Below are 13,098 nucleotides of genomic sequence, written 5' to 3'. Positions count from 1 at the left end.
TTCACCCCGGCCATCCGGCGGGGATCGAATTCGGATCGACCGGGGACATGCACACGATGAAGAAAACCAAGGGCGCACGCCCGCTCGCCATGGCACTGACGTTTGCCTGCGCATTCGCGACCGTCATCAGCGACACGGCATCTGCCGAGGGGCGTCCGGCCAAAGAGCTTTTCGGCGGTATGGCACTGCCAGCCAAGGCGGCCCCCTCGCCCTACGGCTCTTACGCCAAGGGCTGCATTGCCGGCGCGGTCGCCATTCCGACGGACGGACCCACCTGGCAGGCGATGCGGCTTTCACGCAATCGACGTTGGGGCCACCCGGAGATGATCGCGCTTCTCGAGCGCTTCTCGAAAGATGCGGTCCAGCTCGGTTGGGGTTCCGGCATTCTGATCGGCGACATCTCGCAGCCGCGCGGCGGGCCGATGCTGTCGGGTCATGCCTCGCATCAGATCGGGCTCGATGCCGATATCTGGTTTACGCCGAAGCCTGCCAATCCGCTCTCAGCACAGCAGCGCGAGGATCTGCCATTTACCTCCATGCTGGAGAAGGACAAGTTTCTGACCGTCAACAAGCGGCTCTGGACCAATACCCATGCCCGGGTCGTCGTGCAGGCGGCGAGCTATCCGCAAGTCGAGCGCATCTTCGTCAATCCGGCGATCAAGAAGAAGCTCTGCGACACCTGGACGGGGGACCGCGCGGTCCTCGGCAAGATCCGGCCCATCTACGGCCATGACGCGCATTTCCATATCCGCATGCGCTGCCCCGAAGGCGCTGCCGGCTGCAAACCACAGGCGGCCGTACCGCCCGGCGATGGCTGTGATCAGTCGCTTGCCTGGTGGTTCACCAAGGAGCCGTGGGCCGCGCCGAAGAAGGACCCGAGTGCAAAGCCTGCGCCGAAGCCACGGGCCGTGCAGGTCTCCGATCTGCCCAAGGCCTGCGCCATGGTTCTCGATGCGCAAGGCCCATCGAGCGAGTTCGAGGTGACCTATCAGGCCGCAGGTGGTTCGATGCCCGGCAACGCAGCGTCGGCCTTCGCGGCACCGTCGGTCGCGAGGGTGGCTGAACCTTTCGAATTGCCCGCCATCGTTCCGGTCCCCCCGGCCCGGCCGGCCGGTTGGTGAAGACGAGGTTGTACCAGGCGCTTTTCAAGCGCCTCTGCCTGCGCTAGATGGGTCCATCAAATCGATTTAAATCAGCTGGGGTCCCTCGTGAGCCGCACCCGTTGCATCGCCCTGATCGCGCATGACCAGAAAAAGGACGACATGGCGGATTTCGCCCGGCGTCACCAGGCCAAACTCATGGGCTGGCGGATCGTCGCGACCGGCACGACCGGCGGCCGGATCAAGGATGCTGTGCCCGAGCTCGATGTGACGCGGCTGAAAAGCGGTCCGCTCGGTGGCGATCAGCAGATCGGCGCATTGATCTCGACCGGCGAAGTTGACATGCTTGTCTTCTTCGTCGACCCCTTGACTCCCATGCCCCATGATGTGGATGTCAAGGCGCTGATGCGTCTGGCGACCGTCTATGACATTCCGATGGCGCTGAACCTCGCAACCGCCGACATCCTGATGCAGACCCTGACTGCCTGAGCAGCGGGGCCCAAGACCGGACAGACCATGGCCCAGACACATCGCGACGACACCCTTCCCTTTCCGATCCTGATTGGTGACATCGGCGGCACCAATGCGCGCTTCTGGATCCTCCTCGACGAGAGCGGCGAGAAGGTCAGCTTCCCCAATGTGGTGAACAAGGATTTTGCCACGATCGACGACGCCATCCGCGCGAGTGTTCTGGAGACGACGAGCCACAAGCCGCGTTCACTGATCCTGGCGCTGGCTGGGCCGATCAAGGGCGACGAAGTGCCGCTCACCAACTGCCCGTGGGTGGTTCGTCCGAAGGTGCTGATGGCCGATCTGGGCTTTTCCGAAGTGCTGCTGCTCAACGACTTCGAGGCGCAGGCGCTTGCGGCCGCAACGCTGGATGTCGATGATCGACAGCATCTCGGTTCGCTGAGCGAAGCGCCGCTCGGCTCACGCGTCGTGCTGGGTCCGGGCACGGGACTCGGCGTTGCCGGTCTGGTCCGGGCGCGAGACATGTGGTTTCCGGTTCCGGGCGAAGGCGGGCATGTGGATGTCGGCCCGCGCACAAGTCGCGATCACCAGATCTGGCCGCATCTAACGCCTGTGCGCGACCCCAACGCATCGCTTGGCCGGATCTCGGCGGAAGAATTGCTCTCCGGCCGAGGTCTGATGAACATCTACCGGGCGCTCTGCAAGGCGGACGGCAACCTGACGCCGCGCTACGACGAGCCTGCCGAAGTCTCGGCAGCGGGTATCTCGGGCGCCGATACAAGAGCGGGCGAGGCGCTCAGCCTGTTTGCCACCTATCTCGGTCGGGTTGCCGGCGATCTCGCGCTGATCTTCATGGCCAAGGGCGGCGTATTCCTCGCCGGTGGCATCTCGCCGAAGATCCTGCCGGCGCTGCAGAGCGGCGAGTTCCGCGCCGCCTTCGAAGATAAGGCGCCGCACCAGGCCGTGATGCACGGGATCCCAACCTTCGTCGTGACCCATCCGCAGGCGGCCCTGCATGGGCTGGCCGCCTTTGCGACCGCGCCTTCGGATTTCGGGCTTGCGACCGAAGGGCGTCACTGGCGCTGAGCGCCTGTCCCACTATGGTCAAAGGCGCTGCGACTGGCTATAGAGCGGCGGCGCCTTTCGAGGCGTGCAAGGCAACAGGACAGGACATTCTTTTTTGGACGCTCAGGACAGCCAGACCCGTCAGCCAGACATGGACAGCGTCTCCGCTGTCCTGAAGCGCGTGATCTCCGAAAATGGCCGGGACCATGTGGCGGGCTATGCCTTCGCCATTGTCTGCCTGATCACGGTTGCCCTGACCACCGCCTTCACCGCCTGGATCATGGAAGCCGTCATCAACGAGGCCTTTGCCAACCGGCGCGCCGACCTCGTCTGGCTCATCTGCGGATCGATCTTCGCGGCTTTCCTCATTCGCGGCTTTGCCGGATACGGTCAGGCCGTGACGCTGTCGACGATCGGCAACAACATCGTGGCGCGTTACCAGCGCCGCCTGTTTGCCCATCTGATGTCGCTCTCCGTCGGCTATTTCAGCGAGGCGAGGTCGGCGCGGCTCGCGGCCCAGATCAACGAGAACATCAACGGGATCCGTGACGTTCTCAACATGACGATCACCTCGCTTGCCCGCGACCTCGTAACACTCGTCGCGCTGCTCGCCGTTATGTTTTATCAGGACATCGTCCTGTCGCTAATCGTGTTCACCGTGGCACCGCCGCTTTTCCTCGGCCTGCGCTATATCTCGCGGCGTCTGCGAAGCGCCACCAAAGAATCGGTCATACTGAACTCGCATGTTCTCGGTGCGATCCAGGAAGCGGTCCAGGGCATTGCGATCGTCAAGGCCTTCACCATGGAAAGCCAGCTGGAAAACAAGATCCAGTCGACGATCAATGCCGCAGAGGGACGCGCCAACAGGATTGCCCGCCTCAGCGAACGCAACGGACCGCTGACCGAAAGCCTGGCGGGCCTGTCGATTGCCGGCGTCATGGCGTATGCCGCCTATCAATCGATCTATGGCGGCGTGCTGCCGGGCGCCTTCTTCTCCTTCGTCACGGCCCTGCTCCTCGCTTACGAGCCCGCAAAGCGACTGGCGCGTCTGCAGGTCCATATGGAACGCGCCGCCGTCAATGCGCGGATGATCTACGAGATCCTCGACACGCAGCCGAACCAGCGGGACAAGGACGGCGCCCAGCAGATGTCGGTGACCGAGGCGAAGATCGAATTCCGTGACGTGACCTTTGCCTACGGCTCGAACGAGCCTGTCTTGCGCAAGCTGCGCTTCACGGCCGAAGGCGGCAAGACGACTGCGCTGGTCGGACCGTCAGGTGCCGGCAAGTCCACGGTCATTACGCTTGTTCCGCGCTTCTACGATCCGGCCGAAGGCGAGATCCTGATCGACGGGCAGAATATTGCAGACGTGACGAAATCGTCGCTGCGCCAGCAACTCGCCTATGTGTCGCAGCAACCCTACCTCTTCGAAGGCACGATCCGCGACAACATCCGCTACGGCCGTCCGGAAGCGACCGATGCCGAAATCGAAGACGCGGCGCGGCTGGCAAACGCCCATGACTTCATCCTGGCGCAAGCGCAGGGATACGATACGCCCGTCGGCGAGAACGGCATCACGCTTTCCGGTGGCCAGCGGCAGCGGCTCTCGATTGCCCGCGCGCTGGTGCGCAACGCACCGATCCTGCTCCTCGATGAGGCGACGTCCTCGCTCGACACGGAATCGGAAGCGGCCGTGCAGCAGGCGCTCGATGCGGCCATGGCCGGCCGCACCGTGATCGTCATCGCGCATCGTCTATCGACCGTCGTCAATGCCGACAAGATCATTGTCATGCAGGACGGCGAAGTGGTGGAAGAAGGCACGCATGAGAGCCTTGCACAGCGGCAGGGCGGTCTTTACGCTCGCCTCAACAATCTGCAGGCCGCCCCGAACGGCCTGCTCATCAGCCAGGAATAGACCCGCATGAATACACCCATGAAGCTCGTCGTCGTCGGTGCCGCCGGTCGCATGGGCAAGACGCTGATCAAGCTGATCAGAGAGACAGAAGGCCTTGTCCTGCATGCGGCGGTCGAACGGGCAGGCTCGGCCGTGCTCGGTCAGGATGCCGGCGAACTGGCCGGCCTGCCGAAGCTCGGCGTTGCCGTCACCGACGATCCGCTCGCGGCCTTCGTTCACGCAGATGGGGTCATCGACTTTACCACGCCGGCTTCGACCGTCGAGTTCGCAGCACTCGCCGCGCAGGCGCGGATCGTCCACGTGATCGGCACCACCGGCTGCCTGCCGGAGCACGAAGAGAAGATCGATGCGGCGGCCAGGCATGCCCGCGTCGTGAAGTCGGGCAATATGAGCCTCGGCGTCAATCTGCTCTCGGTTCTGATCAAGCAGGCGGCGCGGGCGCTCGATGCGGCCGGCTGGGATATCGAGGTGCTCGAAATGCATCACAAGCACAAGGTCGACGCTCCCTCGGGCACCGCGCTTCTGCTCGGCGAAGCAGCGGCAGAAGGCCGGGGCATATCGCTTGCCGATCATTCCGTTCGGGTGCGCGACGGCCATACCGGACCGCGCGAGGAAGGTTCGATCGGTTTTGCCACGCTGCGCGGCGGCTCGGTGATCGGGGAGCATTCCGTGCTGTTTGCCAGCGAAGGCGAAATGGTGACCCTGTCTCACAGTGCGACCGACCGTTCGCTGTTTGCCCGCGGCGCCTTGAAGGCCGCCATTTGGGCCCGGGACCAGAAGCCCGGTCGCTATACCATGCTCGACGTGCTCGGGCTTAACTCCACCCCCTGATCGTCAGAAGAGGAATTGTCGATGACCGGTACACTCGTGCTCGTGCGCCATGGCCAGAGCGACTGGAACCTGAAAAACCTGTTTACCGGCTGGCGTGATCCTGATCTCACCGAGCTCGGCGTGCAGGAAGCCAATGCCGGCGGCAAGGCGCTTGCCGATTACGGCATCAAGTTCGATATCGCGTTCACCTCGGTGCTAACGCGTGCGCAGAAGACCTGCGACATCATCCTCCAAAACGTCGGCCAGACCGGCCTCGAAACGATCAAGGACGAGGCGCTGAACGAGCGCGACTATGGCGATCTCTCCGGCCTTAACAAGGACGATGCCCGCGCTAAATGGGGTGAGGAGCAGGTGCATATCTGGCGCCGTTCCTACGACATCCCGCCGCCGGGTGGCGAAAGCCTACGCGACACCGGTGCCCGCGTCTGGCCCTACTACATGACCGAAATCTTGCCGCGTGTGCTGCGCGGTGAGAAGGTGCTGGTGGCGGCACACGGCAACTCGCTGCGCTCGCTGGTGATGGTGCTCGACAAGCTGACCAAGGAGCAGATCCTCGGCGTCAATCTCGCGACCGGCGTTCCCATGGTCTACAAGCTGAACGCGGATTCGACGGTGGCTTCGAAGGAAGTGCTGGGCGACATGTCCGCCGCGCATTGAGCGTCACCACCCTCCCCGAAATGAAAGAAGCCGCCCATGAGGCGGATTCTGCATTTTCAGTGACTGTTCTCAGTTCGCTTGCTTGCGCATGAAGCCCTGGATCAGCTCGGCGAGCGCTTCCGGCTGCTCGACCGAAGGGATATGGGCGCAGTCGTCGATCACCTCAAAACGCGCGTCAGGCACCAGCTGTGAGCCGGCCTCGACCGTGGCCGGCGGTGTCGAGCCATCCTGATCGCCGACGACGAAGAGTGTGGGCACAGTGATTGTCGGCAGGACGTCGGAAAAGTCCGTATCGCGCAGGGCAGCACAGGTCGAGAGATAGCCGGAGAGAGCCTGGCGCGTCATCATCAGACGATAGCCGGCCAGTTCATCCGCGCGGTCTTCGTGGAATGCCGGCGTGAACCAGCGCGCCATGGCGCTGTCGGCAGCGCTTTCCAGACCGCCCTTCTCGATGCCGGCGATGCGTTCTGCCCAGATTTCGGCAGAGCCGATGCGGGGTGCGGTGTCGCAGAGGATGAGCTTGCGGAACAGATCAGGCCGCTCCTGCCAGAGACCCTGGCAGACGAGACCGCCAACGGAGAGGCCGCAGAAAGTGGCCTTGCGGATGCCGAGTTCATCGCAGAGGGTCGCGAGATCCGAGACCAGATCGGCCATGCCGAAGGGCTTGTCGGCACCGCCTGAGAGGCCGTGGCCTCGACTGTCGTAGAAGAGCACAGAGACGTCATCGCCGAGTTCATCGAAGAGCGGCAGCCAGATGCGGAAGTCGGTGCCAAGCCCATTGGAGAAAACGATCAGGTTCTTGGCTTTCGCCTCTCCGATCAGCTCGTAATGGACGACATTGCCGTTGATGGTGGTGAAAGCCAAATCTCATACTCCTGTGGGGCCGTTTGCGCCCCCCTTGTTGTGGTTCCGGCCAAAGCCGGGAATTCTCAGTGCGCCTCGTCCCAGTTGTGGGCGGCGCGGGCGTCGACCTTCAGCGGCACGCGCATGGAGACGGCCGGCATGGCGGCATTTTCCATGATGTCGACGATGACGGGCATCGCGGCTTCGACCGCTTCGTCCTCGACTTCGAAAATCAGTTCGTCATGCACCTGCAGCAGCATGCGCACACGCTCCGACAGATCGGCCGCGGCAAGCGCTGGCTCGATCTGGATCATCGCACGGCGGATGATATCGGCAGCCGAGCCCTGGATCGGGGCATTGATCGCGGCGCGTTCGTTGAAGGCACGCATGGACGGGTTGGACGACTTGATGTCCGGGTAATGCGCGCGGCGACCGAAGATGGTTTCCACATAGCCGTGCTCGCGGGCGAAGGCCTTGGTGCTCTCCATGTAGTCCTTGATGCCGGGGAAACGCTCGAAATACTTCTTGATGTACTCCCCCGCTTCCGAGCGCTCGATGCCGAGCTGGTTGGCAAGGCCGAAGGCCGAGATGCCGTATATGATGCCGAAGTTGATAGCCTTGGCACGGCGTCGCACTTCCGACGGCATGCCCTCGACCGGCACGCCGAACATTTCGGATGCGGTCATGGCATGGATGTCGATGCCATCGGCAAAGGCCTGACGCAACTGCGGGATCTCCGCGACATGGGCCAGCACACGCAGCTCAATCTGACTGTAATCCGCCGACAATAGCTTATGGCCCGGCGTCGAGATGAAGGCCGTGCGGATCTTGCGGCCCTCGGCGGTGCGGACCGGGATGTTCTGCAGGTTCGGTTCTGAGGATGAAAGGCGCCCCGTTGTCGTCGATGCGAGCGAATAGCCGGTGTGGACGCGCTTGGTCTGCGGATGGATGTATCCGGGAAGCGCGTCGGTATAGGTTGACTTCAGCTTGGTCAGCTGGCGCCAGTCGACGATCTTGCGCGGCAGCGGGGCGCCCTCGGCGGCGAGGTCTTCGAGCACCTGGGCCGAGGTCGACCACTGACCGGTCTTGGTCTTGGAACCACCGGGCAGGCCCATGCGACCGAACAGGATATCGCCGAGCTGTTTCGGCGAGCCGATGTTGAAGCGCTCGCCGGCGAGTTCGTAAACCTCGTCCTCGGTGGCGGCGGCCTTCTGGGCGAGTTCGCCTGACAGACGCGAGAGGATCTGGCGGTCGACGGCGATGCCGCGCTCTTCCATATGGGCGAGCACGGGGACGAGCGGACGTTCCAGGCGCTCGTAGATGCGGGTGAGGCCTTCGGCGGCAAGGCGGGGCTTCAGCACCAGCCATAGGCGAAGCGTTACGTCCGCATCTTCGGCAGCATAGGCCGTGGCGCGATCGATATCGACGAGATCGAAAGTCACGGAGGATTTGCCCGAGCCGGCGACGTCCTTGTAGGGGATCGGCGTGTGGCCGAGCCACTTCTCCGACAGGCCGTCCATGCCGTGATTGCCCTTGCCGGCGTCGAGCACGTAGGACATCAGCATGGTGTCGTCGAAGGACTGGAGCGTCACGCCGTGGCGCTTCATCACCAGGTAATCGTATTTCAGGTTCTGCGCGACCTTGAGCACGGAGGGGTCTTCGAGCAGCCCCTTCAATGCCGCGAGCGCCTCCTTCATCGGGATCTGGCCCTCGGCATGACCGCCGCCGAGGAGATCGCCGACACCGGTCTTGTGCGTGAGCGGAATGTAGGCCGCGCGGATGTCGGTCGAGCCCGGCGACAGGACGTTGTCCTGGATGGCGAGCGAGACGCCGACGAGTTCGGCCTGCATCGGATCGAGCGAGGTCGTCTCGGTGTCGAAGGCGACGAGGCCGGTTTCGCGGGCAGCGGCGATCCAGAGCTCGAGGGTCTCGATGTCGCGGATCGTCACGTATGCGCTTCTGTCGATCGGCTTGCCGGCGAATGCATTGGCCCGGCTTGCTGCGAGATCGGCGGGTGTCTTGCCGTCGGGGCTTGCTGCCGGAGCTGAAGACGATGCGGCTGATAGCGCCGAGGTCGCAGTGTCAGATGAGGTGGAAACGTCGCCGGCGTCGAGATCGGGACCGCGGGCGGCGTCACCCCATTCGACGGGAACAACAGCGGCGTCGATGGCACCCGCATCACAATCGCAGACCTCCGCGACGCGCCGCGTCAATGTGGTGAATTCCATAGCCTTGAGGAAGCCGATCAGCTTTGGTCCGTCCTGCGGCTCCAGAACCAGGTCTTCGAGCTTCATGTCGATCGGCACGTCGGTGCGCAGTTCGACCAGCTGGCGGGAGACCCGGGCGAGCTCGGCATTGGCAATGATGTTTTCGCGGCGCTTGATCTGCTTGATCTCACCGGCGCGGGCGAGCAGCGTTTCGAGATCGCCGAATTCTTCCAGCAACTGGGCGGCGGTCTTCGGACCGATGCCGGGGATGCCAGGCACGTTGTCGGTCGAATCGCCGGTCATCGCTTGCAGATCGATCATCTTTTCCGGGGCTACACCCCATTTCTCGATGACATCGGGAATGCCGATCTGCTTGTCCTTCATCGCGTCGTACATATGCACATTCGCCGTCAGGAGCTGCATCAGGTCCTTGTCGGAGGAGACGATGGTGACATCGGCGCCGACGGCCTCTGCCTGGCGGGCATAGGTGGCGATGATGTCGTCGGCCTCGAAGCCTTCGGTCTCGATGCACGGCAGGTTGAAGGCGCGGGTCGCATGGCGGATCAGGCCGAATTGCGGGATAAGATCTTCCGGCGGGGCCGAACGGTTTGCCTTGTAGAGCGGGTAGATTTCCTTGCGGAATGTCGTCGAGGAGTAGTCGAAGATCACGGCCAGATGGGTCGGCGTCACCCCGACATCGGTGTTACGGGCGTCGCGCAGGAGCTTCCACAGCATGTTGCAGAAGCCCGAGACCGCATTGACGGGCAGACCGTCCGACTTGCGGTTGAGGGCCGGGATGGCGTGGAAGGCGCGGAAGATGAAACCCGAGCCGTCGACGAGGAAGAGATGATCGCCTTTTTTCATGTCGGCATGGATAGCGCGGGGCGGCTGAAACGTCCATGACGGTTTGGCCAGAAGGCGCCAAAATCACCCGCCCAAGAGCGAGGGCGAAATTGAATCTGACCTGTCGCCAACCATCACGAAAAGCTTACCGATTTGTAATCCCCGCTTCCCTTGAAAAAACACATTCCAAATCACAATTCCTAGTCATCGGCGCCTGATCACGCCGTAGTCTGAAAGAGGCTCGTCCCCCGCCGCTTCAGACTCGGGCAAAGGCCTTATCCCCCTCTCCGGGCCTTTGTCCCCATATTCCGGAGCCGTCGTGGCAGTCCCCCCGCCTAACGCCACGGCGGCTTCCGTTCCCCTCGTATGAAAACCCAAAATTAGTCAGCCTCGGAAATGGATCGCATGCGATCATTCCCGGAAGACGAACCACGACGACGTGTCGAGCGCCATGGCCCATGACCGTACGATCCCCGACCGCTCCGAGTCCGCCACATGGCTGGCGAGCCAGCTTGCGCGCGGGTTTACACGGGCGCTGCAGACGCGAGCCGCAAAGCTCGGCTTCTCGCCCGGGCAGTTTCCGATCCTGATCGAACTCTGGGAGGAAGAGGGGCTGACCCAAAGGCAGCTGCTCGACCGCGTCGATGTGGAGCAGGCGACGATCGCCAATACGCTTGCCAGGATGGAGCGCGACGGGCTGATCGAGCGCCGCGTTCACCCTAAGGACAGACGCGCGCAGCAGATCTTCCTGACCGATAAGGCGCGCGACATGCGCGAGGAAGCGATGGCTGCCGCCGAAGCGGCCGAGCAGGCCATCTTCCAGGGTTTCCGGCGTTTCGAGAAGGAATTGCTCAAGGAATACATCCGCTGGGCGATCGCGAATGCCCGCAAGCTGTGAGCAGATATTGATGCGCAGTTGAGAAAAATTCGCGGTCCGAACGCCTCGAAACATCAGGAGCTTTGGTCTATCGTCCGCCGCACTTTCAAATTTGCAGGACATGACCATGACCGATCTCTCCCCCATCCTCGCCAAGGCCGACGAGGCCCTGCCGCAGAGCCTCGAACGGCTGTTCGATCTCGTGCGCATTCCGTCGATCTCGACGGATCCGGCCTATAAGGCCGATTGCCGCAAGGCCGGCGAATGGCTGGTATCCGTACTCACCGAGCTCGGCTTCGATGCCTCGCTGCGTGATACGCCCGGCCATCCGATGGTGGTCGCCCATCACGCGGCTGACCTGCCCGACGCGCCGCATGTGCTGTTCTACGGCCATTATGACGTGCAGCCGGTCGATCCGCTCGACCTCTGGGAAGACGATCCCTTTGCGCCCGCGATCAAGGAGAAGGATGGCCGCAAGGTCATCACCGGTCGCGGCACGTCCGACGACAAGGGTCAGCTTTTGACCTTTGTTGAAGCCTGCCGCGCCTATAAGGCGGTAAAAGGTTCGCTGCCGGTCAAGATCACCATTCTGTTCGAGGGCGAAGAAGAATCCGGCTCGCCGTCGCTCAAGTCCTTCCTTGCTGCGAATGCGGACGAGCTGAAGGCCGACTTCGCGCTGGTCTGCGATACCAGCATGTGGGATCGCGAAACGCCGGCGATTGCTGCGGCCTTGCGTGGCCTCGTCGGCGAAGAAGTCACGATCATTGCGGCCGACCGCGACCTGCATTCGGGTCTCTTCGGCGGTGCTGCTGCTAATCCGGTTCATATCCTGACCAAGATCCTTGCCGATCTGCATGATGAAACCGGCAAGGTCACCCTTCCCGGCTTCTATGAAGGCGTCGAGGAGACCCCGGCCAACATCAAGGCCTCCTGGGAGAGCCTGGGGCGGACGGCGGAGAGCTTCCTCGGCGAGGTGGGCCTGTCGGTCCCCGCTGGTGAGAAGGGCCGTTCCGTGCTGGAACTGACCTGGGCTCGGCCGACGGCGGAAGTGAACGGCATCATCGGCGGCTATACCGGCGAGGGCTTCAAGACCGTGATTGCGGCCAAGGCCTCTGCGAAGATTTCCTTCCGCCTCGTCGGCACGCAGGATCCGGCCAAGGTGCGCGAGAGCTTCCGCGCCTTCGTAAAGGCCCGCATTCCCGCCGACTGCAAGGTGGAGTTCCACGAACATGGCGGTTCGCCGGCCATCCAGCTCTCCTATGATTCGCCGGAGCTGACCAAGGCGAAGAATGCGCTTTCGGATGAGTGGCCGAAGCCGGCCGTGATTATCGGCATGGGCGGCTCGATCCCGATCGTCGGCGACTTCCAGAAGATGCTGGGCATGGATTCTCTGCTGGTCGGCTTTGGCCTGACCGACGACCGCATCCATTCGCCGAACGAGAAATATGACCTCAACTCGTTCCACAAGGGCATCCGCTCGTGGATCCGCATCCTTGACGGGCTCGCAAACGGCTAAGGCCAGAAAAGCAAAAAGGCCGGTCAAAAACCGGCCTTTCCTTTACGCTTCTACGCTTGCCTGCCAGTACATCCGTGGTCAGGGACGGAAACGTGCCATTCGATGTCTCGGATGTTGGCCCACCTTCGTGGACCGCATCCCGGATCTAGATGATCGCTCTGGATGCTTAACAACCGGTTAAGCGTTTCGAAGTTCCTGAAACAGGATCCCTGCAAACGCTCTATCGTCTGGTAATCCAGAGATGGGGATGCTCGATCCGGCTTTCAAGATGCATGCGCTTGAAAAGCCTTGAGCGCTCCGGTTAGACTTCTCCCATGAGCCTCGAATCCGTCCGCCAGTTCTTCTCTGAGCATGCCCCTGACATCTCCGTGATCGTCACCGAAGCAAGCTCCGCCACCGTGGCGCTTGCGGCCGAAGCGCATGGCGTCGAGCCTGATCAGATCGCCAAGACGATATGCCTGAGGATCGGCGAAGACGTGGTGCTCGTGGTCACCGCGGGCACGAAGCGGCTCGACAATCGCAAGTTCAAGGATCGTTTCGGCGTGAAGCCGCGCATGCTGGATGCCGAAGCCGTGGTCGAGGCAACGGGCCATCCGGTCGGTGGCGTGTGCCCCTTCGGCCTGCCCTCACCTCTCAAGGTCTATTGCGACCTGTCACTTCAGGACTTCGAAGAGGTGGTTCCGGCGGCAGGCGCGACGAATGCTGCGGTGAAGATTGCGCCGGAGCGCATGAGGTCACTCGTCAATGGGGAATGGGCGGATCTCTGCCAGTAA

Annotated in this window: 11 protein-coding genes; 9 read left to right on the top strand and 2 right to left on the bottom strand. The window is 62.7% G+C overall.

Going from position 1 to position 13,098, the window contains the following annotated elements; genetic code table 11:
* Positions 1–47 precede the first annotated feature (47 nt).
* From mepA to ACQKP1_RS00595, 6 genes are all read left to right on the top strand, one after another.
* Positions 48–1,121: a penicillin-insensitive murein endopeptidase gene (gene mepA / locus ACQKP1_RS00620; RefSeq protein WP_427273805.1), complete on the top strand. Its 1,074-nt coding sequence runs from the start codon at positions 48–50 to the stop codon at positions 1,119–1,121.
* A gap of 87 nt (positions 1,122–1,208) precedes the next feature.
* A complete protein-coding gene (locus ACQKP1_RS00615) occupies positions 1,209–1,589 on the top strand; it encodes a methylglyoxal synthase (RefSeq protein ID WP_054149416.1) in 381 nt (126 codons plus the stop codon).
* A gap of 27 nt (positions 1,590–1,616) precedes the next feature.
* Complete coding sequence (locus ACQKP1_RS00610; RefSeq protein ID WP_427273804.1) at positions 1,617–2,657, top strand: glucokinase; 1,041 nt, start codon at positions 1,617–1,619, stop codon at positions 2,655–2,657.
* A gap of 130 nt (positions 2,658–2,787) precedes the next feature.
* Entirely contained in the window at positions 2,788–4,551 is a 1,764-nt protein-coding gene (locus ACQKP1_RS00605; protein ID WP_427276370.1) for an ABC transporter ATP-binding protein, read from the top strand.
* An 18-nt stretch (positions 4,552–4,569) separates the two neighbouring features.
* Positions 4,570–5,382, top strand: coding sequence for a 4-hydroxy-tetrahydrodipicolinate reductase (dapB, locus tag ACQKP1_RS00600; RefSeq protein ID WP_427276369.1), 813 nt, complete (start codon positions 4,570–4,572; stop codon positions 5,380–5,382).
* Positions 5,383–5,403: 21 nt separating this feature from the next.
* Positions 5,404–6,039 (top strand): 2,3-bisphosphoglycerate-dependent phosphoglycerate mutase, encoded by a 636-nt coding sequence (locus tag ACQKP1_RS00595; RefSeq protein WP_427273803.1) that lies wholly within the window; start codon positions 5,404–5,406, stop codon positions 6,037–6,039.
* Positions 6,040–6,108: 69 nt separating this feature from the next.
* Here ACQKP1_RS00595 and pcaD read toward each other — a convergent pair whose 3' ends face one another.
* Entirely contained in the window at positions 6,109–6,903 is a 795-nt protein-coding gene (pcaD, locus tag ACQKP1_RS00590; protein ID WP_427273802.1) for a 3-oxoadipate enol-lactonase, read from the bottom strand.
* A gap of 65 nt (positions 6,904–6,968) precedes the next feature.
* Complete coding sequence (gene polA / locus ACQKP1_RS00585; RefSeq protein WP_427273801.1) at positions 6,969–9,953, bottom strand: DNA polymerase I; 2,985 nt, start codon at positions 9,951–9,953, stop codon at positions 6,969–6,971.
* Positions 9,954–10,383: 430 nt separating this feature from the next.
* Between polA and ACQKP1_RS00580 the strand changes: the two genes are divergently transcribed.
* The 3 genes from ACQKP1_RS00580 (at position 10,384) to ACQKP1_RS00570 (ending at position 13,098) form a co-directional block, all read left to right on the top strand.
* Entirely contained in the window at positions 10,384–10,830 is a 447-nt protein-coding gene (locus ACQKP1_RS00580; protein ID WP_427273800.1) for a MarR family winged helix-turn-helix transcriptional regulator, read from the top strand.
* Between the two features lie 106 nt (positions 10,831–10,936).
* A complete protein-coding gene (locus ACQKP1_RS00575; RefSeq protein WP_427273799.1) occupies positions 10,937–12,325 on the top strand; it encodes a dipeptidase in 1,389 nt (462 codons plus the stop codon).
* 314 nt (positions 12,326–12,639) lie between these two features.
* Positions 12,640–13,098 (top strand): YbaK/EbsC family protein, encoded by a 459-nt coding sequence (locus ACQKP1_RS00570; RefSeq protein ID WP_203019014.1) that lies wholly within the window; start codon positions 12,640–12,642, stop codon positions 13,096–13,098.

This window comes from Allorhizobium sp. NPDC080224, assembly GCF_050281005.1.
Classification (GTDB): domain Bacteria; phylum Pseudomonadota; class Alphaproteobacteria; order Rhizobiales; family Rhizobiaceae; genus Allorhizobium.
The sequence above is the reverse complement of the archived record's forward strand: the minus strand, read 5'-3'. Positions and strand labels throughout refer to the sequence as shown.

Coding starts and splice junctions, on each gene's coding strand:
- ACQKP1_RS00595 (WP_427273803.1), top strand. CDS start 5,404: ATGACCGGTACACTCGTGCTCGTGCGCCATGGCCAGAGCGACTGGAAC.
- ACQKP1_RS00605 (WP_427276370.1), top strand. CDS start 2,788: ATGGACAGCGTCTCCGCTGTCCTGAAGCGCGTGATCTCCGAAAATGGC.
- mepA (WP_427273805.1), top strand. CDS start 48: ATGCACACGATGAAGAAAACCAAGGGCGCACGCCCGCTCGCCATGGCA.
- ACQKP1_RS00570 (WP_203019014.1), top strand. CDS start 12,640: ATGAGCCTCGAATCCGTCCGCCAGTTCTTCTCTGAGCATGCCCCTGAC.
- polA (WP_427273801.1), bottom strand. CDS start 9,953: ATGAAAAAAGGCGATCATCTCTTCCTCGTCGACGGCTCGGGTTTCATC.
- ACQKP1_RS00575 (WP_427273799.1), top strand. CDS start 10,937: ATGACCGATCTCTCCCCCATCCTCGCCAAGGCCGACGAGGCCCTGCCG.
- ACQKP1_RS00610 (WP_427273804.1), top strand. CDS start 1,617: ATGGCCCAGACACATCGCGACGACACCCTTCCCTTTCCGATCCTGATT.
- dapB (WP_427276369.1), top strand. CDS start 4,570: ATGAAGCTCGTCGTCGTCGGTGCCGCCGGTCGCATGGGCAAGACGCTG.
- ACQKP1_RS00580 (WP_427273800.1), top strand. CDS start 10,384: ATGGCCCATGACCGTACGATCCCCGACCGCTCCGAGTCCGCCACATGG.